The organism is Streptomyces sp. AC602_WCS936 (assembly GCF_019049125.1).
Taxonomy (GTDB): domain Bacteria; phylum Actinomycetota; class Actinomycetes; order Streptomycetales; family Streptomycetaceae; genus Streptomyces.
Window position 1 is genome coordinate 69,552 of sequence record NZ_JAGMUF010000058.1, and the last position, 24,458, is coordinate 94,009.

Below are 24,458 nucleotides of genomic sequence, written 5' to 3' on the forward strand. Positions count from 1 at the left end.
CTCTCGTGCGGGTTCCGCCGGCCAGGGGGGAGCCACTGCGCCGTGGCTTGTTCGGCCTTCATGTGTGCGCCGTACAGGCTACCCCCGCCACGGACAAGCGACAGAGCCCAAAGGCAGGCCTCCTCTTGCTTACAGCTGTCCGTCCATGATCGACAGCAGAGGCCGCGAGTCGGCCGCCCGCGGGACGTCTTCCGCCCGGCATCGGTAGTGGATCACGAGCTGGTCCATGCCATCGGGACGCCAGAGGTCCACGGCCTTGGCCATGCCGACGACGTCACTGAAGTCGATGACGGCGCTGTACTTGGCCCGCGGCACCAGGTCCTGCCACACCCGAATACTGACGCCGTGCTCGCGCAGGAACGCATTGCGGCTCCGCACATCCTTGTCGGCCCAAACGTCACGAAACTTCCGGCCGGCGCCCATCACCTCAAGGTCACCGATGGCGTCGTCGAAGACTTCATCAAAGATCGCTTCGAGTGCGGACACCCGCATGTTCATCTTTGCGTCGCACGCGCCTTTCTTGGCGCGCTTCGAACAACGATAGTAGGCGTGATACCTGCCGTTCTTCCGGCTGACAGAGGTGGATCCGAGCGAACTGCCGCAGCAACCACAGAGGGATACTCCCGTGAGGAGGTGCTTCGGAGTCCGCCGCTGCACCTCCCCTTCCCGCTTTCGCGGCTCCAGGCGCAGGGCAAGTTCCGACCAGTCCTCGAAAGACATGAAGGGGTCTTCGGCGATCAGAATCGGGCTGCCGTCGTCGCCCTCGACGGCTTCGCCCTGATAGGTGTAGATACCCGCGAATGTGGGGCGACGCACGGCGTTGGCAAGGGTGGTCTGCTGCCAGTACGCACCCCGGGGTTCCGCTCCACGAAGTGTCAGACGGTAGTCGCTCCAGGTCAGCGCTTGTGCCTCGTTGAGTTCGAGCGCAATTCTGTTGAGCGTCTTGCCCTCGGCCAGCCCGCCGAGGATGCGGTCCATGACTGGCGCGTAACCAGGGTCACGTACGAGGACCTTGCGGTTCTGACCCGGGACACTCTTGATTGCGTAGCCCATCGGCGGCGTACCGCTCACCCAGGACCGATTGGCGAGACGGCCCTGTACTCCCCCCTTGATTCTATTGGTGACGACGTCGAGCTCCGTCTCCGCGAAGGCCGCCACTTTCTGGGATCGCTCTTTCGTCCGAGGGTTGTCGGAGTCATAGCCCTCGGAAATGCAGATGATACGCTTGCCGTTTTCCCGCCCCCAGTCGTGAAGCTGGCTGAAGTGGAGAACTCGACGGGTGAGGCGGTCCACGCTGACAGCAACGATGCCGTCGAACTCATCGACCCTCTGCGTCAGCCATTTCCCGAGCTGAGGACGTTTGAACGGAGACAGCCCTCCGGACACATCCGTGTCCTCAGCCCAACCGACAAGTCTTCCCGAGAAGTGCGGGGCACTGATGTAGGACTCGATGCCCTCCCGTTGCCTTTGGATCGAGGTGGACCCGACCATGTTCTGGGAGAGCCTGAGTACGCCGAGGTAGCAGCCGCGCTTGGTCATTTCTCGACGCTACCGAGCCGTTGTCCCCGAAAATCCTCTCTTTTCCAATGCGATGGGCATCTGTCGCTTCTGGCGCCGCACTCGACCGCTTCTGGTCGATATTGGTCGAACCAGATGTCGGGCCGCCGGCGCCGCCCGCTCCTCAGCCCAGTCAGTCCAGGCCCAGCTCGTCCTTGTCGTACGCGTACCGGTACGGCACCGAGGCGCCCTGCTCGATCTTCTCGGCGGCGCCCGTCGCCCGGTCGACGATCGTGGCGACGGCGACGACCTCGGCACCGGCCTCGCGCACGGCCTCGACGGCGGTGAGCGGGGAGCCGCCGGTGGTGGAGGTGTCCTCGACGACCAGGACGCGGCGGCCCTTGATGTCCGGACCCTCGACGCGGCGCTGCAGCCCGTGCGCCTTGGCGGCCTTGCGGACGACGAAGGCGTCCAGCTTCCGGCCCCGCGCGGCGGCGGCGTGCAGCATGCTCGCGGCGACCGGGTCGGCGCCCATGGTCAGCCCGCCGACCGCGTCGAACTCCAGGTCGGCCGTCAGGTCCAGCAGCACCTGCCCGACCAGCGGCGCCGCCTCGCCGTCGAGCGTGATGCGGCGCAGGTCCACGTAGTAGTCGGCCTCGAGACCCGAGGAGAGGGTCACCTTGCCGTGCACCACGGCCTTGTCCTTGATCTGCTGCAGCAGCTCGCCGCGTACGTCCGTCATGCCCCCAGCTTAGAGCCGGGTCCAGCTCCAGGTCGTGGTGGCCTCCAGCGGCTCCAGGGGCGTGACCAGGCGCGGGAGGGTGTTCAGGCCGTTGGGCGGGCCGGTCTGCGGCTCCACGCACACGGCGGCCTCCTGCTCGTCGTAGACCACGGCCCACTGCTCGGGGCTGGTGACCTTCAGCGCCAGCCGGCCCGGCCAGGTGAGGGTGACGTCGACGCCGTCGGGCATGCCGAAGCAGTCGTCCCAGGGGCCCGGCTTCGGATCGGTCCGGTTGCCGGTGGGGAGGTGGTCGGCGCCGCGCTCCTCCTGCCAGGCGGGGTCGAACGCGATCGCCACGTCCGCGCCGTCGAGGGTGCGGTTGAACCAGGGGTGCCAGCCGAGCTGCGCCGGGAAGGACGACTCGTACGTCTCGACCGACATCGTCAGCGTCAGCGCGTCCCCGGTGAGGGCGATCACCTGGGTGACGCGGCCGGGGTAGGGCCAGGGGTCGGTGAGGTCGTACGTGAGGACCGCCTCGCCGTCGGTGACGCGGGCGGTGCGCCAGGCGGCGTCGCGGGCGGTGCCGTGGATGGCGTGCGGCGGGGAGTTCAGCGGCATCTGGTGGACGACGGCGCCGTCCCGGAAGCGGCCCTCGCGGATGCGGCCGCACCAGGGGACCATCGGGAAGCAGCCGTAGCGCTCGCCCTGGCGGAGCAGTTCCGTGCCGCCGACGCGCAGCCCGCCGATCCGGCCGCCGTTGCCCGGCAGCACGGTCGCCTCCGCGTCACCCGCGGTCAGCGTGATGGGTTCGTTGCTCACGCCATGACCCTACTGGGGCGATCAAGGGCGCCCCACCCGGTCGGCGTCCGTTCAGTGGCGTCCGTTCAGCGGCGTCCGTTCAGCGGCGTCCGTTCAGCGGCGTCCGTTCAGCGGCGCCTGCGCAGCGCGCGGCCCACCACGATCGCCGACGCCACCACCAGCGCCGCCGCAGGCGCGGCCCAGCGCAGGGAGGTGCCGGCCACGCCCGCGTGGGGCGCGGGGACGGGGGCGTACCGGCCGCGCGGCGGGGCGTGGTCCACCTCCTCGGCGCTGCGGCCGATCATCGTGCGGCGCGCGTGCGCGGCCTCGGCGGGGGGCGGCTCGGGGGCTTCCGGCGTGCCCGGTGCCTGCGGCCCGCCTACGGCGTCGGTCCCGGCCCCGGCGTCGGCCTCGGCCCCGGTGCCGGTCTCCGTCTCGTCCTCGAGGGAGGACGGAGGGACCTCGGTATCGAAGACGGAGACGTGCTCGGGTGCGGACTCCTGCCCCGGCCTGGGCGCGGTCTCGGGCTCGGTCTCGGGCTCAGGCGCGGTCTCCTGCCCCGGCTTCGCCTCCTGTTCCGCCGCCCTGCCCAGGTTCTCCGCGAAGCGGGTGAGCAGCCGGGTCGTCGCCGACGTCACCGCGTCCGCCGGGAGCTCCGTGACCCGTCCGTCCGCCGTGGCCGTCCCGGCGATCACCAGGGTGCAGCCGCCGTCCGCGTCCGCCACCCGGAGGGTGAGCGCGAGCGCGACCGTGCCGGTGCCGCGCGACTCGGTGGCGTCGCCCTCGACGGCGTACGTGCCGTCGTCCCGGGCGGTCAGGCGCAGCGCGCCCCGGTAGGTGATGGAGTGGCTGCCGACGCGCACCTTCAGCCGTCCCGTGACGGGCTCGGCACCGGCGTCCTGCTGGAGCCCCGGAAGGGCCCGCGCCACCCGGGCGGGGTCGGCCAGCGCGTCCCCGAGCCGCTCGGCCGGAACCGGAACGAACACCTCATGCTCCATGTCACGGCACCCTACCCAGCGGGCGCCCGGCGCACCCCCCGTCGGCACAAAGTCGTCCGCCGCCTCACGTACCTCCCGTACCCCCGGGCGTCACCAGTCCCGTCTCGTACGCCACCACCACCGCCTGGGCCCTACTGGTCAGGCCGAGCTTGGTCATCGTGCGGTTGAGGTGGGTCTTCACCGTGGCCTCGCTGATGAAGAGCCGGTCGGCGGCCTCGGCGTTGCTCAGGCCGCGGGCGACCAGCTTCAGGACCTCGGCCTCGCGGCCGGTCAGCGCCGCCAGCCCGGGCGGCGATCCGGCGTCCGGCGCACTCTGCGGTCCCGTGTCCGGCATCCGCGTGAACGCCTCCACCAGGCGCCGGGTGACCGCGGGGGCGAACAGGGCGTCGCCGCCGTGCACCGCGGTGACGGCCGCGAGCAGCCGTTCGGGACCGGCGTCCTTGAGCAGGAAGCCGGAGGCGCCGGCGCGCAGGGCGCCGTACACGTACTCGTCGAGGTCGAAGGTGGTGAGGATCAGGACGCGGGGCGCGGGGTCCACCGCATCGGCGAGGATGTGCTCGGTGGCCTGAATGCCGGTCATGCCGGGCATGCGGATGTCCATCAGGACGACGTCCGGCCGGGTCCGCGCGGCCAGCGCCACCGCCTCGGCCCCGTCGGAGGCCTCGCCGACGACCTCCATGCCGGGGGCCGCGCGCAGCAGCGCGGCGAGTCCGCTGCGGACGAGGAACTGGTCGTCGACGACGAGCAGCCTGATCGGCCGGCCCGGCACGGGGCCCGGCACGGGGCCCGGCGCGGGCTCTGTCGCGCGGTCGGCGGCGGGGTCCCGTTCGGTCATTCGTGGACGGCGTCTCCCCGGCGTGCGGTCTGTACCGGCGTCGGCAGGGTCAGGCGCACGCCGAATCCCCCCTCGCTGCGCGGGCCGACGGCGATCGTCCCGCCGTAGAGCTTGGCCCGCTCCCGCATCCCGATCAAGCCGTGGCCGCCACGCTCGGGGATTGTGTCCGAATCCACCCCCTTCCGGCCCGCCCCGCCGCGCCCGTCGTCGGTCACCGACACCGTCACCTCGCCCGCGCGGTAGGAGAGTTCGACGGCGGCGTGCGCGCCGGGCGCGTGCTTCAGCACGTTGGTCAGCGCCTCCTGCACCACCCGGTAGACGCACAGCTGGACGCCGGGCGGCAGGGGGCGCGGGGTGCCCGTGACGCGCAGGTCGACGCCGACGCCGCCGGCGCGCACCCGGGTGACCATCTCGTCGAGCTGGTCGAGGCCGGGAGCGGGGGCGCCGTCCGCGCCCTGGACGCCGTCGGCCCGCAACAGGCCCAGCATGCGGCGCAGTTCGGCGAGGGCCTCGCCGCTGGCCCCCTCGATGGTGTCGAGGGCGTCGCGGGCGGTGCGTGCGTCGGTGTGGAAGACGAAACGGGCAAGGCCGGCCTGGACGTTGATGACGGCGATGTGGTGGGCGACCACGTCGTGCAGCTCCCGGGCGATGCGCACGCGTTCCCCGGCCACCTCGCGGCGGGCCCGGTCGGCCTGTTCGGCCCGCAGTTGCCGGGTGAGTTCGGCGGTGCGCCGGGCGACGTACCCGAACCGCCACAGCACCAGCGGAAAGCCCACGGCCTGCCCCACGACCGACGCCATCGCCTCGGCGTCGCTGACCAGCCCGGCACAGATCCAGACGCCGGCGAGCAGGGCGGCGCAGACGGCGGCGGTGCGGGTGGGGCGGAGGGAGGCGACGGTGTAGACGGCGAGCATGGGGCCGAAGGAGCCGACCACGGGCCAGTAGCCGAGGGTGATGTAGACCGCCCAGCAGGCGTGCGCGGCGAGGCAGACGGTGACGGGGGCGCGGGTGCGCAGGGCCAGCGGGAGGGTCACCAGGGCGACGAGGGTCCAGGCGAGCGGGTCGAGCGCGGGCCACCCCTGGGCGACGGCCTCGGTGCCGAGCAGTACGGCCACGGTCGTGAGCGCCGCGGCGATCAGGCCGTCGGCCGCCAGGGGGTGCAGGCGCATTGCCGCAGCGTAGATCCGCCCGCCCGGCGGCGGCGTCATCCGTTCGCCGTACCGCGGAAGTTGCAGGAACCGGCCGCCTACCGCGCTGGGACGACCCTCATGTCCACCCCCTGCGGGATTCGGGTACGGGCGGGGCGGCCGTAGGTTCTCGGTGCGAACGATCCGCAGGGGGGTGTGACGGTCCGTCCCGTGCCCGGGGGAGGGACGGGCCGTCGCACGAGCGGTGTTCGCCCTGGAACCCGGTGGGGGCGGGGGTCAGTAGCGGGGATGCACCAGCGTCGACGGCGGCAGGTCCGCGATCCGGGTGCGGGAGGCGGCGCGGGCGTCCCGGGTCAGGGACTCGGTCGTGAGGGTGCGCGGGCGGGGAGCCGCCGGGTCGAGGCGCAGTCCGGGGGGTCTGCGGGCGGCCAGGAGGAAACCCCAGTCACGGGGGGCGTGCCCGGTGGCGGCGGTCGTGCGGTCGGGGCCGGACGGACGGTCGGGGCCGGACGGACGGTCGGGGCCGGACGGGCGGTCCGGGCCGGGCGCGTCGCCGGAGCCTGCCGCGTCGACGCGGTAGGGGGCGGTCCGCAGGCCGGCCGCCCGCAGTGTCGCGTCCACCGTCCAGAAGGTCCGGGGGCGGGCGGACACGGGGCCGGCGTGCACGGCGAGCCGCCCGTCGGGGGCGAGCACCCGGCGCAGCAGGCCGTAGAACTCCTGCGAGTACAGCTTGGTGCCGGCCGTGATGCCCGGGTCGGGCAGGTCCGAGATCACCACGTCGTACGTCCCGGTGGGCGTCGTACGCAGCCGGCGGAAGGCGTCGGCCGCGACGACGCGGACCCGGGCGTCGCCGTAGGCGTGCTCGTTCAGCGCGGACAGGCCGGGGTCCTGCCGGGCCAGCCGGGTCAGCTCGGGGTCGAACTCGATGACGTCGACGCGGCGCACGCCGGGGTGGCGCAGCACCTCCCGTACGGCGAGACCGTCGCCGCCGCCCAGGACCAGGACGCGGGCATGCGCGCCGGTCATCGCGGGGTGCACCAGCGCCTCGTGGTAGCGCCGCTCGTCGCCGGCGCCGGCCCGCAGCCGGCCGTCCAGGAACAGGGCGAGGGGCCGGCCGTCGGTGTCGCCGGTGAGGACCACCTCCTGCACGTCGGTCCGGACGGCCACGCGGACGTCCTGGCCGTAGACGGCGTGCCGGGCGGCGCGTTCGAAGTCGTCGGCGAGGAGGGTCGCGGTGGCGAGGAGGGCGAGGACGACGATGTTGGCGGTCAGCAGCAGCCAGCGTGCCCGGCGGGACATGTCCCGCCGGAACAGGCCGAGGACCAGGGCGGCGCCGACCACCGCGTTGACGGTGCCGGTGAGCAGCGCGCCGGTCAGCTGGCCGAGGAACGGCAGCAGTACGAAGGGGAAGGCGAGGCCGCCGACGAGCGCGCCGACGTAGTCCGCGGCGAACAGGTCGGCGACGGCGCCGCCCGCGTCCTGGCGGCGCACCCGCTGGATCAGCTCCATCAGCAGCGGCACCTCGGCGCCGATCAGCACGCCGATGGTCAGCGAGAAGGCGACCAGGAGGAAGCGCGGGCCGTCGGCCCACATTCCGCCCCAGCCGCCGGTCCAGGCGAAGACGGCGTAGAGCACCATCGCGCTGGAGCCGCCGACGAGGGCGAGGGCGGCCTCGACCGCGCCGAAGCCCGCCGCCGCGAACCGGCGCAGCCGTTTGGCGGCGAGCGAACCGAGGCCCATGGCGAAGACCATGACGGACAGCACGACGGACGCCTGGGTGACCGAGTCGCCGATCAGGTACGAGGCGAGGGCGACGAGTTCGAGTTCGTACACGAGCCCGCAGGCCGCGCAGACGAACACACCCGCCAGCACCAGGAACCGCCCGGTGGCCGGCCGGACGGGCAGCCGCGCCGGCGCGCCTCGGGTGGGCGTGCCTCGGGCGGGCGGCGAGGGTGTGCCCCGGGTGGGCGGCAGGGGCGGCGTGCCGGGGCCGCCGGAGCCGCCCCAGGACGGCGGAGAGCCGGGTGGGGCGGGCGCGTGCGGTTCGATCACGGGGTGACGTTACGTCACTCCCGCACTGCGCTTCGTCACCCACACGTGTGAAACCAGCGTTGCGTTGGGCGCCACAGGTTTATCCCGCCGTCCACCCGTACCCCGGCGGCTCACCCCACGGACGGCGCGAGCTGCGGTGCCGGCGCCCGCACGCCGACCCGGGTCCGGGTCGCCACCAGTTGGCCGTCCTGCGGATAGGCGTGCCAGGTCCGCCAGTGCACCTGCCCCTCGCACCGCTGGGCCAGCAGCGCCGTGAAGGCGTGCGGGCTGCCGGGGAAGACACCGGCCAGGCCGTGCGGGTGGTCGGCGACCAGGGCCAGCAGCTCCTGTGCCCGCCCCGCGAAGGAGCCCGGCGTCAGCCGTTCCACGCGGGCGGCGAACTCGTACTCCCAGTCGCCCACCCGCTTGGCGACGCCGAGGGGCAGGGGGGTGCTGCTGCCCGGGATGCACGCCACCGTCTCCGAGCAGGTGCCCCGCTCCTCCTCGAGCAGCACTTGGTGGGAGGCCCCCAGGAGTCTCAACTGCAGTTTCACTCCTGTCAGTTCGACATCGAGACTGGCGAGCGCGGGCAGCGGCTCGCGCCCCAGGGCCCAGGCCAGGTCGGCGGCGCGCGTGTCGGTGTAGGCGGTTGTCAGGGTCGTGAGCATGGATCGGCTCCGCAAGCACACAAGGAAGGGAAGGTGTGGGGCCTGCGCACCCCGGTCAATGCCGAAGATGCGGCCCGCTCAGCCCAGTCGGCCGGTCAGGAGGGGGGTCAACAGGTCGTCCGAGGAGCTGCGTTGGTGAGGGAGAGCGAATCATGAACTGTGGCGCCGCCACAGCGTTTTTACCCAACTTCGTGGGGTTTCCATCCCTCAGGGGGCTCCTCAGCTCAACTGTTCAACCAGGGCGTACACCCCGCCCGCGCGGCGCACGCCGGTGCGTGGGAGCGCCCGCCGGGTGTGTTCCCCGGCGGGCGCTGGTGAGGGGGTGGGGCCCGGTCCCAGGCGCGGGCCCCGTCGCGGGGCCCGGGTGCGGGCCCCGTGGCGCGGATGCGGTTCCCCCTGCTGGAGCTCGGCTGCCCCGTGTCAGCCGCCGCCTCCACCGCATCCGCCGCCACCGCCCCCTCCCCCGCCCCCGCAGGACGACCCGCCTCCGCAGGACGAGCCGCCACCGCAGGAGTGGCTCGAGTCGTATCCGCCCGGGGACGATCGGCCGTCCCCGGCCCACCAGCTGCCGCCGCCCCCGCCGGCCGACCGCGAGCCCCGGCGCCGGGCGCGTCCGGCGGACGAGCCACTGCGCGCTCCGGCCGTGAGCCCGGCGATCAACAGGGCGGCGAACACGATCAGGATGAGGCCGATGACCATGGCGTCACCTTCCTTCCACTGTCCGGGCTCGCGCCCGGAAGGTCCCCCGAAGCAACCCCCCGTGGGTGCCTCGCTGTCTGCGCCTGAGGTGTACTCGGCGTGAAGCTCTCGTTGCGTGTTCGGGAGATGCCCCTCGCCGCCACGCCCCAAAGCAGAGTTGAGGAAGCTCAGAGCTTCGGCGCAGGATGGCCGCCATGACCTCCACGCCGCCCGTGGGCTCCAGCGCCCGCCCCTTCCTCAATCGCCGGCTCGCCGAGTTCGGGACGACGATCTTCGCCGAGATGTCCGCCCTGGCCGTGCGGACCGGCGCGATCAACCTGGGCCAGGGCTTCCCGGACACCGACGGCCCCGAGGAGGTCCGGGAGGCCGCCGTACGGGCGCTGCGCGACGGACGCGGCAACCAGTACCCGCCCGGCCCGGGCGTCCCCGAGCTGCGCGGCGCCGTCGCCGCCCACCAGCACCGCCGCTACGGCCTGTCCTACGACCCCGACACCGAGGTCCTGGTCACCGCCGGCGCCACGGAGGCCATCGCCGCCGCCCTGCTGGCCCTGCTGGAGCCCGGCGACGAGGTCGTCGCGCTGGAGCCGTACTACGACTCGTACGCGGCCTGCGTCGCCATGGCGGGCGGCACCCGTGTACCGGTGACCCTGCGCCCGCACGAGGGCGCCTTCCGCCTGGACCTCGACGAGCTGCGCGACGCGGTCACCGACCGCACCCGCCTCCTGCTGCTGAACACCCCGCACAACCCGACGGGCACGGTCCTCACCCGCCCCGAACTGGCGGCGATCGCCGAGCTGGCCGTCGAACGGGACCTGCTGGTGGTGACCGACGAGGTCTACGAGCACCTGGTCTTCGACCAGGCCGAGCACATCCCGCTCGCGTCCTTCCCGGGCATGCGCGAGCGCACGGTGACCATCGGATCGGCCGGCAAGACCTTCTCCTTCACCGGCTGGAAGGTCGGCTGGATCACCGCCGCGCCCGCCCTGCTCACGGCGGTCCGCGCGGCCAAGCAGTACCTGACGTACGTGTCGGCCGGACCCTTCCAGTACGCGATCGCCGAGGCCCTCGCCCTCCCCGAGTCGTACTTCACGGCCTACCGGGAGGACATGCGCGCCAAGCGGGACCTGCTGGCGACGGGCCTGGCGGAGGCGGGCTTCGGCGTCTACCGCCCCGCCGGCACGTACTTCGTCACCACCGACATCCGCCCCCTCGGCGAGGAGGACGGCTTCGCCTTCTGCCGCGCCCTGCCCGAACGCGCGGGCGTCGTCGCCGTACCCAACGCGGTCTTCTACGACCACCGGGAAGCGGGCGCCCCCTTTGTCCGGTTCGCGTTCTGCAAGCGGACCCAGGTGCTGGAGGAGGCGGTCGGCCGGCTGAAGGCGCTGGGGGCGGCGGGCCGGAAGGCCTGAACGTCCCGGAACGGGGAAGAGCCCGGCCCGGACGGCGACGTCCGAACCGGGCTCCCCGCTGACAGCGGGGGCGGACTACTCCTCGCCCTCGTCCTTGGGCTTCTCCGCCTCGTTGACCTCCTGCTCCAGGCCGAGCTGCTCCACGAGCCACCGGTCGAACTCGATGGCGGCGCGCACCCAGCTGACCGTCGAGGAGACGAAGTGCTCCAGGCTGACGCCCATGCCGATCAGCATCTGCGCCTCGCCGATCAGGCGGACGGTGCCGTCGTCGTGGGTGTGGGAGTACACCTTCGGCCACAGGGTGCGCCGGTTCCAGTCGTCGATCGACTCGAGGAGCTGCGGCTTCTCATCGATCTGGTGGGGCCGGTCGTAGAACGTCCGCACCGAGAAGACCTGCTGGTCACCCTCACCGCGGAACATGAAGTACGTACGGAACTGCTCCCACGGCGCCGCGAGGTCACCCTCGTCGTCGACGACGTACTTCAGCTCCATCTGTTCGAGGAGCTGCTTCACAAGATCCTGATCCGGGACGACGGGGCCCGCCGGTCCTTGGGGCTGCGGCTCGGGCTGCTTGCCCCCGAAGTTCGGAATCGAGGACGGGTCGATGCTCACCGTGATTTTCCCTTCGTACGGATCTGGCCATCCTCCCCCATGCGGGGAGGGGGGTGGCAAGCCCGCCGGGGACCTGTCAGCCGTCGGCTGACATGATCCGGCCGGTCGGGTGGACGGGTGGGACGTGTGGCAGACGGAGGCGGGGCCATGAGACGGGCACGGGGCACGGCGGCGGGGGACACCGGCGGGGGCGAGGAGGTGCCGCGCGGGCGGACCAAGTGGTGGCCGACCGCGGTCCTCGTAGCCCTGGCCGCGCTGGTGCTGCTCCCCGTCCTCCTCGTCCTCGTGGCCGTCGTGGGCCTCGTGGCGTCCGATTCCGAGTACCCGCTCGGAGGCGGCCCCGAACAGCGCCCCTGCCCGGAGGCGCTGGGCTTCGGCGGGGCGGCGCTGCCGGACGGCGCCCAGCCGGTGGGGGCCTGCACGATGCGGGGATGGCAGGACATCCACTACAGCGCGGTCTTCCGGATGCCGCGCGCCGGGGTCGCCGAGTGGCTCGCGCACACCTACCCGGAGGCACCCGCGCCCGAGACGGAGTTCTGCGGGGACGCCGCCGTGGACCTGTGTCTGGATCTGGACTACGCGCAGGGCCTGCCGGACGGTGTGGACGCGCACGCCGTCCAGGTGAGCGTCGAGTACGAGGACGCCGGCACCGCCTTGGTGCGGTTCGCCGCGTTCACCCTGTGACATGCGCGCGGCCCTCCCAGGGGTGGGGGGCCGCGCGCATGTGGGGCTACAGCGTCTTGCCACCCGCCGCCGGCCCCACGATGAGCTCGTCGCCGAAGCGGTCCACGCGGACCGTGTCGCCGTCCTTGATCTCGCCGGAGAGGATCTCCCGGGCGAGCCGGTCGCCGATGGCGGTCTGGACGAGGCGGCGCAGCGGCCGGGCGCCGTAGGCCGGATCGTTGCCCTCGTCGGCCAGCCAGGTCAGGGCGTCGTCGGTGACCTCCAGGGTGAGGCGGCGCTCGGCGAGCCGCCGGGCGAGCGCGTCGATCTGGAGCCGCGCGATCCGGCTCAGCTCCTCCTTGCTCAGCGCCGAAAAGACCACGAGGTCGTCGAGCCGGTTGAGGAACTCCGGCTTGAAGGAGGCCCGGACCACCTCCAGGACCTGCTCCTTCTTCTCGGCCTCGGTGGTCACCGGGTCGACCAGGTACTGGCTGCCGAGGTTGGAGGTGAGGACCAGGATGGTGTTGCGGAAGTCGACCGTCCGGCCCTGCCCGTCGGTCAGCCGCCCGTCGTCCAGCACCTGGAGCAGGATGTCGAAGACCTCCGGGTGCGCCTTCTCCACCTCGTCGAGCAGCACGACGGTGTACGGCCGCCGCCGCACCGCCTCGGTGAGCTGGCCGCCCTCCTCGTATCCCACGTATCCGGGCGGGGCGCCGACCAGCCGGGCGACGCTGTGCTTCTCGCTGTACTCGCTCATGTCGATGCGGACCATCGCCCGCTCGTCGTCGAAGAGGAAGTCGGCGAGCGCCTTGGCCAGCTCGGTCTTGCCGACACCGGTCGGCCCGAGGAAGAGGAACGATCCGGTCGGCCGGTCCGGGTCGGCGATCCCGGCCCGGCTGCGCCGCACGGCGTCCGACACGGCCCGCACGGCCTCGGACTGCCCGATCAGCCGCTTGCCCAGCTCGTCCTCCATCCGCAGCAGCTTCTGCGTCTCGCCCTCCATCAGCCGCCCGGCGGGGATGCCGGTCCAGGAGGCGACGACGTCGGCGATGTCGTCGGCGCCGACCTCCTCCTTGACCATGGTGTCCCGGGCCACCTCCACCTCGGCCTCGGAGGCGGCCTCCAGGTCCCGCTCCAGGGTCGGGATCTCCCCGTACAGCAGCTTGCTGGCGGTGTCGAAGTCGCCGTCGCGCTGGGCGCGCTCGGCCTGACCGCGCAGTTCGTCGAGCTTCTCCTTCAGCTCGCCGACCCGGTTGAGGGACTGCTTCTCCTTCTCCCAGCGGGCGGTGAGTCCGCGCAGCTCCTCCTCCTTGTCGGCGAGGTCGCGCCGCAGCCGCTCCAGACGTTCGAGCGAGGCTGCGTCGGTCTCCCTGCCGATCGCCAGCTCCTCCATCTTCAGCCGGTCGACGGCGCGCTGGAGCTCGTCGATCTCGACGGGCGACGAGTCGATCTCCATACGCAGCCTGGAGGCGGCCTCGTCGACGAGGTCGATGGCCTTGTCGGGCAGGAAGCGGGAGGTGATGTACCGGTCGGAGAGACTGGCGGCGGCCACCAGCGCGCTGTCCGCGATCTGCACCTTGTGGTGCGCCTCGTAGCGGCCCTTGAGCCCGCGCAGGATCGCGATGGAGTCCTCGACGGTCGGCTCGGCGACCAGCACCTGCTGGAAACGCCGCTCCAGCGCCGGGTCCTTCTCGATCCGCTCCCGGTACTCGTCCAGCGTGGTCGCGCCGACCATGCGCAGCTCACCGCGGGCGAGCATCGGCTTGAGCATGTTCCCGGCGTCCATGGCCGAGTCCCCGCCGGCCCCGGCGCCGACGACGGTGTGCAACTCGTCGATGAAGGTGACGACCTGGCCGTCGGAGTCCTTGATCTCGGCGAGGACGGTCTTCAGCCGCTCCTCGAACTCACCGCGGTACTTGGCCCCGGCGACCATCGCCCCCAGGTCCAGCGCCACCAGCCGCTTGTCCTTCAGCGACTCGGGCACGTCCCCCTTGACGATCCGCTGGGCGAGCCCTTCCACGACGGCGGTCTTGCCGACGCCCGGCTCGCCGATGAGCACGGGGTTGTTCTTCGTCCGCCGGCTGAGCACCTGCACGACCCGCCGGATCTCCTGGTCCCGCCCGATGACCGGGTCGAGCCTGCCCTCCCGGGCGGCGGCGGTGAGGTCGGTGCCGAACTTCTCCAGCGCCTTGTACTGGCCCTCGGGGTCGGCCGTGGTCACGCGGCGTCCTCCCCTGGCCTTGCGGAAGGCTTCCTGCAGCTTCTTCGCACTGGCTCCCTGCCCCTCCAGTACCTCACCGGCCGCGCCGCCCTTCGCGGCGATGCCGAGGAGCAGGTGCTCGGTGGAGAGGTACTCGTCCCCGAGTTCCTTGGCGCGGGCCTGGGCGTCGGCGACCACGGCGAGCATCTCACGGTTGGGCTGGGGCGGTGCGACGGTGGCCCCGGTGACGCTGGGCAGCCCGGCGAGGATGCGCTCGGCGCCGGACCGTACCGCCGCGAGGTCGGCCTCGACGGCGGCGAGCAGGTCGGTGATGTTCTCGTTGTCCTGCCCCTGGAGCAGGGCCAGGAGCAGGTGGGCGGGGGTGAGGTCGGCGTGCCCCTCGGTCACGGCCCGGTTGCTGGCCGCGTTGATCGCGTCCCGGCTCCGGTTGGTCAGCTCGGCGTCCACGTTCTGGCTCTCCTCCTAGCGTCGGCCGTGGCGGGCGGCCGTGTTTCCCGGTGCTGACTCATCCAACGTACACAAAGTTGAGTCTGTTCCGCTCAGGGGTAGAGGCGACGCCTCTCCCGGATGACAACCAGGTTCTGGGCCCGCCGGCCTCCTCGCGCGGTGAACACCGTCACGCGAGGGGCTTTTCGGCCACGCCGAGAAGAGAGCGATACGGGTCGGTACCCCGAAATGTCGCCACACACGACAGCGGCGTCACCGTGTTCAGGTCACGGTGACGCCGCTGCCGGGGGGAAGCACCTGAGCGATTTGTTGCGACGGGGGAATCGCGTCAGGCACTGCGGGGGGTGGCCGAGATGGTCCTCACTTCGGGGTCCGCCGACTGCGCGAGCCGGTGGTCCCTCTGGTCCAGGTTCACAAAGATCATTCCGTAACGGATGGCGCACCGCACGGGCTGCGGCGCCCCCCGAGGCCGCCGCAGGCACCGGTACGCCCGCACGTCACCGTCCTCGTCCAGCGTGACGACGACCGGCTCGCCGAAGACGGTCACCATCAGGGAGTCACCGGGGTGGGGGATCGCGGTGACCAGGTCGATGAAGTGCCAGCCGGAGCGGTAGGCGGTGGCCATTTCCCGGCGGAAGGAGCGGTCGTCGGGTGGAGTGGTCATCGCGATCAGTCCCACACGGTGTCGGCCGGAAGAGCCACGGGCTTCTCACCCATGACCGCTACCGCCGAAGAGTGAGTGCCACCCGCCTCATGCTCGCTGCTCGTCCCACCCGAGAGGCCGGCCAGGGTGCCGACGGCCACAACGGTGGAGAAGGCGGCAACAAGCACCGAGCGAAGCATTCTCATACGCATAGTCGGCTTCGTCCTCACTTGATGGTCCCTCGTTCCCCCGTCCGATAAGACGATGGCTCATTCAGGCACGTCATGGCCACACAATCGGTGCATCATGTTCCTGCATGTTCAGGACCCTGGGGGGTGGATATTCAGTGATAAATGGGACCAATCCGGAGCATCCCCATACGACATACGAGCTGTGCTCCGAAGGGCGCCGCCTCTACGCGGACGCTCTTAGGGCCGGTCGCGTACTCAGGGCCGATGCCGAATCCGCTCCGTGTCTCATGGACCTGGCGCTGCTCCACCTCGACCCCGACGACGGCGACTGGATGCGGCCGGTGCCACCGTCGGTGGCGCTGGCCCAGCGGCTCAATCCGATCGAACGTGAGATCACGGAACGGCGTCGGCGATCGATGGTTCTGGCCGAGCTCTTCGAGCCGTTCATGGACATCAGCGCCCAGGAGACCGGTCCTGCTCATTCCATCACGGTCCTGGAAGGCCTCGACCGCATCAACGCGGCACTCGACTCGGCGACGGCCCAATGCCACACCGAGGTACTCACGATCCAGCCGAGCAGCCACCGACGCCCCGAGAAACGGCTGTTGGAAGGATTGGAGCGAGACAGGCCTCTGATCGAACGCGGCGTACGCATCCGTACTCTTTACCAGCACACAGCTCGGTTCAGTCCGGACAGACTCGCGTACGCGGATCAGTTCACGGACGGCAAGGTGGAGTACCGCACCATCGACGAACTGGTTGAACGGCTCATCATCTGCGACGAAAGCGTGGCGTTTCTTCCAGTTCGTGAAGATCGACAGGTCGCCTTGGAGCTCCGTCACCCCGGACTTGTCCAGTACCTGGTGAGGGTCTTCGAGTTCATATGGAACCGGGCGGTGCCGCTGAGTGCCGGCGCCCCCTACGAAGCCGACTCGGGTGGCATCACGGAGATCCAGCACTCGATCGCGAAACTTCTGGTCGAAGGTCACGTTGACGAGGCCATCGCCCGTCGCTTGGGCATGAACGTGCGCACGTGTCGTGCTCACATCGCCAAACTCGCCCAGGTGCTGGGCAGTGGCAGTCGTGCCCAGCTCGGCTACCTCATCGCCCAGTCCGGGATCCTTAGGAAGGATCACTGATCCCTGAGGAGGGGGCCACGCGTGACTGCTGAGGCACACCACCATGGACCGGAGGAGCTGTGCGAGGCAGGCCTGGACCTGTACGCTCGCGCCCTGCGGGAAGGGCAGGTGCCCGCCGCCGACGCCGCTGCGGCACCCTGCCTGATCGACAACGGCATGCTCCACCCGGCCATCGAGGACCTGAGCAGGCTTGAGCCCGTCCCTCCGGCTGTCGCGCTCCAACGCCTGCTGCGTTCAGCGGAGGAACGCATCACCGTCGAACGCCGTCGCGGGCAACGATTGGCAGACGCCTTCGAGCCCCTCATGCGTCTCGACCGGCGGGACGTCGGTGCGGAGGAGGCTTCGCCCCTCAAGCTCCTCGGCAGCAAGGAGCGAGCAGGCCAGGCCATCACCGAAGCCATGGCCGAAGGCAAGAACCAACTCCTGGCCATCCAGCCGCACAACGGTATCGCCGCTCCGCCTTTTCCCTACCACGAAGCGGCCATGAAACGAGACCAGGCCTTTCTCGACCGTGGTGGTCGGGTCCGAGCTCTGTACCAGCACACCGTCCGCCATGCTCCTTTGGTCATCGGGCGTTACGAACGCCTCAGGGGGGACGTGGAGGCGCGCACCCTCGATCAGGTCACTGAACGCCTCATCATCATCGACCACACGGTCGCCTTCATCCCTGCTAGCGCTGACCGATCACTCGCTCTGGAAGTCCGCCATCCCGCCCTGGTCGCCTTCTTCATCACCACCTTTGACCGGCTGTGGCACCTAGCCACCCCCATGCACCCCCAAGCCGTGCAACAACCCACCCTCAACGGCATCACCCCCCGCCAACGCGCCATAGCCGCCCTCCTCATCGAAGGCCACACCGACAACGTCATAGCCGAACGCCTCGGCATGAACGTCCGCACCGCCCGCGTCCACATCGCCAAACTCGCCGCCACCCTCGGCAGCGAAAGCCGGGCGCAGCTCGGCTACCTCATCGGACGGTCGGGGATATTGGCGGAGGACCGTCCATGACAACAGAGGCGCACCAGCACAGGGCGGAAGTAGTGTGCCAAGCGGGTCTGCAGCTCTACGCCCGAGCGCTTCGCGAGGGAACGGTGCCCCAGCGCGACGCTGACGCGGTGCCTTGCACACTCCGGACTGGCATGCTGCAACCGGACGTCGAGGATGTGCGCAGACTGCGTCCACTCGTGCCGACCCTCGCCCTGCCACGTCTGCTGCACCGTATGGAGGAGGACATCGCACGGCGGCGCCGCGCTGAATCACAGCTCACCGAAGCCTTCGAGCCACTCCTGGCCCTCGGTGCAACGGACGGCCCCGACCTCCCGACCGCAGACGGCATCATCGTCCTGCACGGTATCGACCGGATCAACGACGCGATCGGCCACGCCACCAGAGAGGCGTCCCGGGAAATACTCACCATCCAGCCGGGCGGCAGACGCTCGCCGGCCGCCCTCGCCGTCGCGCTCCCCAGGGAACAGCATTTGCTGTCGCACGGCGCCCGCATGCGCACCCTCTACCAGCACACCACCCGCCACGACCCGGCAGTCCTGGCGCACTTCGAGCAACTCCGGGGAGACATCGAGGTCCGCACCCTGGACGAACTGCCCCAGCGACTGCTCATGCTAGACCGCGCGGTGGCCTTCATCCCCGCCAATGCGGAGCGGACCCTGGCCGTGGAAGTCCGTCACCGCCCTCTGGTCACCTACCTGGGCACCGTCTTCGACCGCCTTTGGCACCTGGCGACCCCCATGCACCCCGAAGCCGTCCACCACCCCACTCTCAACGGCATCACCCCCCGCCAACGAGCCATAGCCGCCCTCCTCATCGAAGGCCACACCGACAACGTCATAGCCGAACGCCTCGGCATGAACGTCCGCACCGCCCGCGTCCACATCGCCAAACTCGCCGCCACCCTCGGCAGCGAGAGCCGCGCACAGCTCGGCTACCTCATCGGGCAGTCGGGGATTCTTGACCCGGAAGGATGACGGGAGAGGCCACCGCGCGTGGTGAGCCGTCCAGGCCGGCCTGGGCGATCCGCACGCCCAACTGCGTCCGGCTCGCCGCGCCCAGGGTCTCCGAGAGCCGGGCGATGTGGGCGCGGGCCGTGCGGACGCTTATGCCGAGGCGTTCCGCGATGACCGCGTCCTGGTGGCCCTCCGCCAGCAGCGCCGCGATGGACTGCTCGCGGTGGGAGATGCCCTCGATGCCGGTGTCGGGGAGCGGGGCGGTCAGTGGGATCGCGAGGCGCCACAGGCGTTCGAAGACCGTGACCAGGTAGGCGATCAGGGCGGGGTGGCGCAGTTCCAGGGCCATCGTGCGGTCGGTGTTGGCGGGGATGAAGGCGACCGTGCGGTCGAAGAGGATGAGGCGGTCGATGACCTCGTCCAGGGTGCGGGCCTCCACCGCGTCGCCCATGAGCTCGAGGTAGTTGAGCAGGCCATGGCCGTGCCGGGCGACGTGCGTGTACAGGTCCCGCATCCGCACCCCGCGCCCGCGCAGTGCGAGAGCCCGGTGCAGCCCTTCGGAGAGCTCCGCCTCGCGCCGGATGCCGCCGGGCTGCACGGTCAGGACCTCCGTCGTGCAGGCCTGCGTCGCCTCGTCCATCGCGGCCTGGATGCGGGCCAGGCCGTCGAGGACCCGGATCGCGGTGCCCTCCGGGCCGGCGGCAGGCCGGGTCCGCCCGTCCAGGCCCGCGTACCACTCGAAGGCTTCCACCGCCGAGCCCACCCGTCGCTGGCTCGTGCTGACCTCGTCGTAGAGCCCGCGCAGCAGCCGGGTCATGACCTCCTGGGGGGAGGTCGGCACCAGCCAGTCCATGTCATCGGGGTCCGGGTGCAGCAGGGCCAGTTCCAGGAGGCAGGGCACCGGTTCGGCGTCCCGGCGCGGCACCCGGCCACGGCGTACGGCCCTGGAGTACACGCGGTCCCCGGCCGCGCACAGCCGGTCGGCACCGTGTGGATGCTCCTCAGCCCCGTGCCCGGCCATCGCCCATCCCACCCCCGGTTTCGGCCCTTCCGCAGCGCAACTATGCGCGGCCGGGACCGGGTCCGCAACACGGCTCCTCCCCTACTGACAGATGTTGTGCACCTCAATCACCCCTTATGCCCACCCCTCCGCTTCCGCTTGGTGCAGCAAGCTGAAGGTGTCGCGCGGGTATACGGAGCGTGCATGCTGGGTGACAGCGGAGCCTGACCGACTCCGCAGGCCACACCGGAGACGTCGGCTGTTATCGCGTCTGCGACCGTCGCGCGCCCAGGGACGGCACGGCGTTGGGACATGAGGGGGACAAAGAGCGTGATACGCGTAGGCATTCTCGGCCGGGAGCCGCTGGAACGGGCCGGCGTCAGACGCGTACTGGAGGAGGACGGCAGAATCCGGGTCGTCTGCGAGACCTCGGATGCAACGACCGTCCTGGCGCGGGCGTCCCGTCTGGACGTCATGGTCAGCAGCCACCACAACCCGGACGACGCACTCGACGCCCTCCGGTCGCCGAATCCGACCGCACCGAGAGCAGCGAACGCTCCGATCTCCACGCCGTCCCACGTCGTACTGGTCGACCACCTGACGGAACACACCACTCGCACGCTGCTGCGCCACGGCGCCCGCGGCATCCTGCTGCGCGGTAACTCCGTGCGGCACCTGTCGTGGGCGGTGAAAGCAGCCGCCGAAGGCACGGTCGCTCTCGGGCCGGTTGCCGCCCAGTTCCTCGTCGATCAGTACGTCCGGCCCGCCCGCGCGGCCGACGCGGCGACCACCGCGCGCAGGATGCTGAGGAAGCTCAGCTCTCGCGAGCAGGAGATCGCCCAACTGCTGGCGGCCGGCGCCTCGAACCCCGACATGGCAGAGACGCTGGGGATCAGTGCACACACGGTGAAGGACCATATCCGTGGGGTCTACGCCAAGCTTGGTGTCGACAACCGCGTCCAAGCCTCCCGGATCGTTTGGCAGGCGCAAGTGTCCGAGCCACCGACGATCAGCCCTCAGCAGCGGGACCCCATCGCGTGCGGCGGTCCGCAGGTGCCGTGACGCTCCGCGCCGCGCCGAGCCGTTCGAGGGCACCCGGCGCGGCGCGGAGCACGAGCGCCGGGAGGGTCACTCGTCGTACGGCGGGACGCGCCGTGCGCGACTCTCAGCGATGTTGAGCACGTCCGTCAGGCTTTCGACGAGGCGGCGAGTGATCCAGCGGAGTTCGTCCACGGTGAGGCCGGACGCGGCTTGGACCATGGGGCGCGCAAGCTCCACCACGACGGCTGCCGACTCGACCTGCTGATTCTCGACTTCGTCAGCCAGCAGAGAGAGCGGGCTGGCCGTGCCGTCGGTGACCAGGTACGCACGCTTGCCCTCGGGCCCTTTCCAGGGCAGTAGGCGGACGTGGCTAGTGTGGCTCATGTCATCAGCTCCTCAATAGCTGGTGGCCATCCCCCGGGCCGGTCGCACGGTCGCGGGGACTCACAAGGTTGAGAATACGCGTATTCGCGTATACGCGGTCGCGTGATCACGCAAATACGCGGACGCTGAGAATCATGGACCTTGATCGCTCGGTGCCCGTGTGGCCGCAGGTCGCTGATGAGCTACGGCGACGCCTGGAGGCCGACCAGTACGCGCCCGGTGCGCGCTTTCCCGCTGTGAACGAATTGGCCGCCGAGCTGGACGTGGCGCCGAGCACTGTGCAGAAGGCCGTGGCCGCACTCCGGGCAGAGGGGCGGCTCTACACCGTCCTCGGGCAAGGCTCGTTCGTCCCGGAGAAGTGACTCCGAGGGTGCGGGCCGTATCCCCGCACCCTCGGGTCCGTCACCCACGCTTCGCGTCAATCGTTGCGCGGACGCCACACCAGCCCCGCCGCGGACGCCGTCCGTGCGCCCCACCAGGTCATCACCGCCGCACACGCCAACCCGGCCGCGCCCACCGCCGACAGCGCGGACAGACGGTCGGCGGAGTCCGCCATCAGCGGTGTGGTCACGTACCAGGTCACGGCGACGGCAGCGCACACCGCGAATGCCGTCGGCGCCAGCAGGGACCAGACGGAGACCGCGTAGTACACGCGGCCGTTGCCGCTCAGCACCGAGACCGGGCCCAGTTCGCGGCCTGTCCGAACGAACTGGGCCACCGCGCCGATCCCGGCCACGACCACGATCACCAACACGCCCGCCACGGAGAGCAACTCGAGCCACCGTTGGGCCGCGATGCCCTCACCGCTGCCACCGAAGGCGCCGGCCATCGCGAACACCTGAACATTGGTCGCCATGGCCACATGCGCGTTGGCGGCCCGGTGCACCCGTGACAGCGACAGCTCACGTCCGTCCTGTGCCAGGACCACCAGGGCCGGTTCCTCTGATGTACGCACGGTCTTGGACACGTCTCCGGTACGAGCGTGGAGACGTAGTCCGACCGACCGCTCCAACTCCGCCGCCTGAGCCAGACCGGCATGCCGAGTACGTAGTTCGGCAGGGGCCGCAGCCGGACACTTGACGCCCAGGTCTCGCCATACCGGACAGTCCGCGACGAGATCGATCCGCCCCGACCGCAAATCCCTCGTCATGGCCAGGGCGTGCACTCCCGGCCCCAGGTTCCGTTCGAAGGACGCCACATCGGCAGTGGTCGTGGACAGTGTCGTGGACACCTGTACCACGCTGGTGCCGAGGTGTTTCTCCACCGCCTCGACCCGGTCACTCATGTCCGTGAACAGGCTGATCGCGATCTGCCCCTGAGCGGCGAGACCGACCGCGACGACCACCGCGGCCACCAGTCGCGCGACGGGGCGCGCGCCCACCGCCAGTCGCCGCCCCGCGACCAGCATGCCCACCCGGCCGCGCGCGGCGCCGAACCTGGCCAACGCGGGTCCGGTCGCCGACACCACCGCACCCGCCACTCCGGGCAGCAGCGCGATGGTGATCACGCTGCCGGCCGCCAGGACGGGCAGGCGCAGGTCGTACGGGGCCAGGTCGGTGCCCCGCACCGTGCCGAAGAGGGCCACGGGGAACAGCCACAACATCCACTCGCGGCGCCGCTTGGCAGCCACGGGCCGGGTCGAGGCGCCCGGCCGGTACCGCGGTTGGAGCAGCACCACGACGGCCAGCCCGGCAAGCGGAACGCCCAGCGCGGCGCCCGCCAGACCGGGCAGCGCCGCTCGGGCGTCGGGGAGGTACAACACGAAGTCGACCACGGGCAGCGGTACGTCGGTGAGAAGCACGGGAACCACGGCCACGACCGCCGCCGCCGCCCCCAGGGCCACGGGCAGCAGCGCCTCACCCACCGTGAACCATGCCCGGGCTCCCCCGGAGGCGCCCAGCGCGGTGAGAACCGCGGTCCGGCGGTCCCGAGCCGCGGCGCCCACCCGGGCGGCGATCACGACGAACAGGCCGGCCGGCAGACCGACCAGCGCCAGATAGGCCCAGTGGAACTCCTTCGACCCGAAGTTGTACATGTGCTCCCCGAGCGACGGTGTCCAGGAGACACCGAATCCCGAAGCTCTGGTCATCCCCTCCGGGTCCAGTCGCTCGGCCGTCGGCCGTACGTACGCGAAGTACTCGCTCGGCGACTCCAGACCGACCGCGGCGATGGTGCCAACGGCCCGCCCGTACTCGCCCCGTACCTGAGGTCCGACCGCCTTGAGCGCAGGGGAGAGCACGGCCTCACCGGGCCTCGGCCACTGGCTCAGGCCGGGCGGCAGGGGTGCGTCGGGGGTGAGAGGCTCGATGTAGACCACGTCGTACTGTCGGTCGTCGACGCTCGCCAGCGTCGCCCGCCACAGCAGTGTGGCGGAGCCGTCGTCGGCGACCTGCGGCCAACGAGCCTGGCTGCGCTCGGTGCGACCCTCGAAAGAGGACGTAGCCAACAGGAAACCGCAGACGGCGAGGACCGCAACTGCTGTGGCGGCGAACAGCGCGAAGTAGCGGATGCGGCCCGCTTCTGCCGACCGGGACGCGGCGCGTCCCATGCGCAGGAGCCGTCGTCGCAGGCCGCCGCCGCTCACGGCGCCTCCTGGGCCTGGACCAGGCGTCCCTCGTGCAGGTGCAGCCGCACATCGGCGCGGCCTGCCACCGTCGGGTCGTGCGTGACCACGACCAGGGCACACCCGTGTTCCCGCGCGGTGCTGAACAGCAGGTCGGCCACGGCTTCCCGTTGCTCGCCGTCCAGCGCTCCGGTGGGCTCGTCCGCCAGCAGCAGTTCGGGCGTGTTGACCAAGGCGCGAGCCACGGCGACGCGCTGCCGCTCCCCGCCGGACAGGTCCCGCGTGGCCACGGCCTCGGGCACCCCGAGGCGGGTGAGCAACGACTCGGCACGGGAGCGGGCCTCGGCGACCGCGTCACCGGCCAGCAGGCTCGCGATCATCACGTTCTCCACCGGAGTCAGTTCGGGGAGAAGCTCGCCGAACTGGAAAACCATGCCGACGTGCCGTCGACGGTGCGCGGCGAGGGCCCGCGCGGACAGCCGGGTCACGTCCTGCCCCGCGACCTCGACGCGCCCTTCTTGCGGGCGGATCAGTCCCATGACGCACATCAGCAGGGTGGACTTTCCGCTCCCGGAAGGCCCCATCACAGAGACGGAACTGCCCGGCAGGACGGTGAGATCGGCTCCGGCGAGCAGGCTTCGGCCGGACACGCCGTAGACCACCTCGCTCAGTCGCAGCACGGGTGGGACGGGGGGTGAGGTCACGCGGAGCTCCCTTGGTCGGGGGGATCACTCGATGTGGACGGCGCCGACAACGCATGCCTGACCGAGAGGCCGGTCGGCCTCTCGG

22 protein-coding genes are annotated in these 24,458 nt (G+C 71.2%); 7 read left to right on the top strand and 15 right to left on the bottom strand.

Features of this window, described 5'->3' with window-relative positions; genetic code table 11:
- Nucleotides 1-129: 129 nt before the first annotated feature.
- The 8 genes from KUM03_RS20875 to KUM03_RS20910 all read right to left on the bottom strand — a co-directional run bounded on the left by KUM03_RS20875 (nt 130) and on the right by KUM03_RS20910 (nt 8,696).
- The gene (locus tag KUM03_RS20875) at nt 130-1,539 is read right to left on the bottom strand and encodes a recombinase family protein (protein WP_217250795.1); all 1,410 of its coding nucleotides are present in this window, start codon (nt 1,537-1,539) and stop codon (nt 130-132) included.
- A gap of 151 nt (nt 1,540-1,690) precedes the next feature.
- Nucleotides 1,691-2,239 (bottom strand): orotate phosphoribosyltransferase, encoded by a 549-nt coding sequence (gene pyrE, locus KUM03_RS20880; RefSeq protein WP_073726416.1) that lies wholly within the window; start codon nt 2,237-2,239, stop codon nt 1,691-1,693.
- Between the two features lie 9 nt (nt 2,240-2,248).
- The gene (locus tag KUM03_RS20885) at nt 2,249-3,037 is read right to left on the bottom strand and encodes an aldose 1-epimerase (RefSeq protein ID WP_217250796.1); all 789 of its coding nucleotides are present in this window, start codon (nt 3,035-3,037) and stop codon (nt 2,249-2,251) included.
- A gap of 107 nt (nt 3,038-3,144) precedes the next feature.
- Nucleotides 3,145-4,014 carry an SRPBCC family protein gene (locus KUM03_RS20890; protein ID WP_217250797.1) on the bottom strand — a complete coding sequence of 290 codons (870 nt, stop codon included), beginning with the start codon at nt 4,012-4,014 and terminating at the stop codon, nt 3,145-3,147.
- A gap of 64 nt (nt 4,015-4,078) precedes the next feature.
- Nucleotides 4,079-4,849 (bottom strand): response regulator, encoded by a 771-nt coding sequence (locus KUM03_RS20895; RefSeq protein WP_374225357.1) that lies wholly within the window; start codon nt 4,847-4,849, stop codon nt 4,079-4,081.
- Nucleotides 4,846-6,018, bottom strand: a complete 1,173-nt coding sequence (locus tag KUM03_RS20900; protein WP_217250798.1) for a sensor histidine kinase — start codon at nt 6,016-6,018, stop codon at nt 4,846-4,848. The genes KUM03_RS20895 and KUM03_RS20900 overlap by 4 nt, the downstream gene beginning before the upstream one ends.
- Before the next feature lie 255 nt (nt 6,019-6,273).
- Nucleotides 6,274-8,049 carry a polyamine aminopropyltransferase gene (locus KUM03_RS20905; RefSeq protein WP_217250799.1) on the bottom strand — a complete coding sequence of 592 codons (1,776 nt, stop codon included), beginning with the start codon at nt 8,047-8,049 and terminating at the stop codon, nt 6,274-6,276.
- 110 nt (nt 8,050-8,159) lie between these two features.
- Nucleotides 8,160-8,696, bottom strand: coding sequence for a DUF2617 family protein (locus tag KUM03_RS20910; RefSeq protein WP_217250800.1), 537 nt, complete (start codon nt 8,694-8,696; stop codon nt 8,160-8,162).
- Nucleotides 8,697-9,580: 884 nt separating this feature from the next.
- Here KUM03_RS20910 and KUM03_RS20915 point away from each other — a divergent pair.
- Entirely contained in the window at nt 9,581-10,804 is a 1,224-nt protein-coding gene (locus tag KUM03_RS20915) for a pyridoxal phosphate-dependent aminotransferase (protein WP_374225358.1), read from the top strand.
- A 75-nt stretch (nt 10,805-10,879) separates the two neighbouring features.
- Here the strand turns inward: KUM03_RS20915 and KUM03_RS20920 are convergent, their stop codons facing one another.
- A complete protein-coding gene (locus tag KUM03_RS20920) occupies nt 10,880-11,416 on the bottom strand; it encodes a YbjN domain-containing protein (RefSeq protein ID WP_217250802.1) in 537 nt (178 codons plus the stop codon).
- A gap of 147 nt (nt 11,417-11,563) precedes the next feature.
- Here KUM03_RS20920 and KUM03_RS20925 point away from each other — a divergent pair, with 147 nt between their 5' ends.
- Complete coding sequence (locus KUM03_RS20925) at nt 11,564-12,100, top strand: hypothetical protein (RefSeq protein WP_254399649.1); 537 nt, start codon at nt 11,564-11,566, stop codon at nt 12,098-12,100.
- A 46-nt stretch (nt 12,101-12,146) separates the two neighbouring features.
- Here KUM03_RS20925 and clpB read toward each other — a convergent pair whose 3' ends face one another.
- Nucleotides 12,147-14,747 carry an ATP-dependent chaperone ClpB gene (clpB, locus tag KUM03_RS20930; protein ID WP_217250803.1) on the bottom strand — a complete coding sequence of 867 codons (2,601 nt, stop codon included), beginning with the start codon at nt 14,745-14,747 and terminating at the stop codon, nt 12,147-12,149.
- Between the two features lie 328 nt (nt 14,748-15,075).
- Complete coding sequence (locus KUM03_RS20935) at nt 15,076-15,411, bottom strand: hypothetical protein (RefSeq protein WP_217250804.1); 336 nt, start codon at nt 15,409-15,411, stop codon at nt 15,076-15,078.
- A gap of 295 nt (nt 15,412-15,706) precedes the next feature.
- Here KUM03_RS20935 and KUM03_RS20940 point away from each other — a divergent pair, with 295 nt between their 5' ends.
- From KUM03_RS20940 to KUM03_RS20950, 3 genes are read left to right on the top strand one after another with little or no spacing between them, the layout of a single operon-like run.
- Nucleotides 15,707-16,720 carry a helix-turn-helix transcriptional regulator gene (locus tag KUM03_RS20940; protein WP_217250805.1) on the top strand — a complete coding sequence of 338 codons (1,014 nt, stop codon included), beginning with the start codon at nt 15,707-15,709 and terminating at the stop codon, nt 16,718-16,720.
- Nucleotides 16,721-16,741: 21 nt separating this feature from the next.
- Nucleotides 16,742-17,728, top strand: a complete 987-nt coding sequence (locus KUM03_RS20945) for a helix-turn-helix transcriptional regulator (RefSeq protein WP_217250806.1) — start codon at nt 16,742-16,744, stop codon at nt 17,726-17,728.
- Nucleotides 17,725-18,702 (top strand): helix-turn-helix transcriptional regulator, encoded by a 978-nt coding sequence (locus KUM03_RS20950; RefSeq protein WP_217250807.1) that lies wholly within the window; start codon nt 17,725-17,727, stop codon nt 18,700-18,702. Before KUM03_RS20945 ends, KUM03_RS20950 begins: the two co-directional genes overlap by 4 nt.
- On the opposite strand, the gene KUM03_RS20955 is transcribed toward KUM03_RS20950, so the two are convergent.
- On the bottom strand, nt 18,665-19,702 hold the full coding sequence (locus KUM03_RS20955) for a LuxR C-terminal-related transcriptional regulator (RefSeq protein ID WP_217250808.1): 1,038 nt from the start codon (nt 19,700-19,702) through the stop codon (nt 18,665-18,667). The two genes, KUM03_RS20950 and KUM03_RS20955, sit on opposite strands and share 38 nt — an antisense overlap.
- Before the next feature lie 453 nt (nt 19,703-20,155).
- On the opposite strand from KUM03_RS20955, the gene KUM03_RS20960 reads away from it, so the two are divergent.
- Nucleotides 20,156-20,743, top strand: coding sequence for a response regulator transcription factor (locus KUM03_RS20960; RefSeq protein WP_217250809.1), 588 nt, complete (start codon nt 20,156-20,158; stop codon nt 20,741-20,743).
- A gap of 66 nt (nt 20,744-20,809) precedes the next feature.
- Here KUM03_RS20960 and KUM03_RS20965 read toward each other — a convergent pair whose 3' ends face one another.
- A complete protein-coding gene (locus KUM03_RS20965) occupies nt 20,810-21,106 on the bottom strand; it encodes a hypothetical protein (RefSeq protein WP_217250810.1) in 297 nt (98 codons plus the stop codon).
- A 134-nt stretch (nt 21,107-21,240) separates the two neighbouring features.
- Here KUM03_RS20965 and KUM03_RS20970 point away from each other — a divergent pair, with 134 nt between their 5' ends.
- Nucleotides 21,241-21,468 (top strand): GntR family transcriptional regulator, encoded by a 228-nt coding sequence (locus tag KUM03_RS20970; protein ID WP_217250811.1) that lies wholly within the window; start codon nt 21,241-21,243, stop codon nt 21,466-21,468.
- Between the two features lie 56 nt (nt 21,469-21,524).
- Here KUM03_RS20970 and KUM03_RS20975 read toward each other — a convergent pair whose 3' ends face one another.
- Nucleotides 21,525-23,690: a hypothetical protein gene (locus KUM03_RS20975; RefSeq protein ID WP_217250812.1), complete on the bottom strand. Its 2,166-nt coding sequence runs from the start codon at nt 23,688-23,690 to the stop codon at nt 21,525-21,527.
- Nucleotides 23,687-24,373, bottom strand: coding sequence for an ABC transporter ATP-binding protein (locus KUM03_RS20980; RefSeq protein ID WP_217250813.1), 687 nt, complete (start codon nt 24,371-24,373; stop codon nt 23,687-23,689). The genes KUM03_RS20975 and KUM03_RS20980 overlap by 4 nt, the downstream gene beginning before the upstream one ends.
- Nucleotides 24,374-24,458: the final 85 nt, after the last annotated feature.

Coding starts and splice junctions, on each gene's coding strand:
- KUM03_RS20875 (WP_217250795.1), bottom strand. CDS start 1,539: ATGACCAAGCGCGGCTGCTACCTCGGCGTACTCAGGCTCTCCCAGAAC.
- pyrE (WP_073726416.1), bottom strand. CDS start 2,239: ATGACGGACGTACGCGGCGAGCTGCTGCAGCAGATCAAGGACAAGGCC.
- KUM03_RS20890 (WP_217250797.1), bottom strand. CDS start 4,014: ATGGAGCATGAGGTGTTCGTTCCGGTTCCGGCCGAGCGGCTCGGGGAC.
- KUM03_RS20895 (WP_374225357.1), bottom strand. CDS start 4,849: ATGACCGAACGGGACCCCGCCGCCGACCGCGCGACAGAGCCCGCGCCG.
- KUM03_RS20900 (WP_217250798.1), bottom strand. CDS start 6,018: ATGCGCCTGCACCCCCTGGCGGCCGACGGCCTGATCGCCGCGGCGCTC.
- KUM03_RS20910 (WP_217250800.1), bottom strand. CDS start 8,696: ATGCTCACGACCCTGACAACCGCCTACACCGACACGCGCGCCGCCGAC.
- KUM03_RS20915 (WP_374225358.1), top strand. CDS start 9,581: ATGGCCGCCATGACCTCCACGCCGCCCGTGGGCTCCAGCGCCCGCCCC.
- KUM03_RS20925 (WP_254399649.1), top strand. CDS start 11,564: ATGAGACGGGCACGGGGCACGGCGGCGGGGGACACCGGCGGGGGCGAG.
- KUM03_RS20935 (WP_217250804.1), bottom strand. CDS start 15,411: ATGACCACTCCACCCGACGACCGCTCCTTCCGCCGGGAAATGGCCACC.
- KUM03_RS20940 (WP_217250805.1), top strand. CDS start 15,707: ATGTTCAGGACCCTGGGGGGTGGATATTCAGTGATAAATGGGACCAAT.
- KUM03_RS20950 (WP_217250807.1), top strand. CDS start 17,725: ATGACAACAGAGGCGCACCAGCACAGGGCGGAAGTAGTGTGCCAAGCG.
- KUM03_RS20955 (WP_217250808.1), bottom strand. CDS start 19,702: ATGGCCGGGCACGGGGCTGAGGAGCATCCACACGGTGCCGACCGGCTG.
- KUM03_RS20960 (WP_217250809.1), top strand. CDS start 20,156: ATGGTCAGCAGCCACCACAACCCGGACGACGCACTCGACGCCCTCCGG.
- KUM03_RS20965 (WP_217250810.1), bottom strand. CDS start 21,106: ATGAGCCACACTAGCCACGTCCGCCTACTGCCCTGGAAAGGGCCCGAG.
- KUM03_RS20970 (WP_217250811.1), top strand. CDS start 21,241: ATGGACCTTGATCGCTCGGTGCCCGTGTGGCCGCAGGTCGCTGATGAG.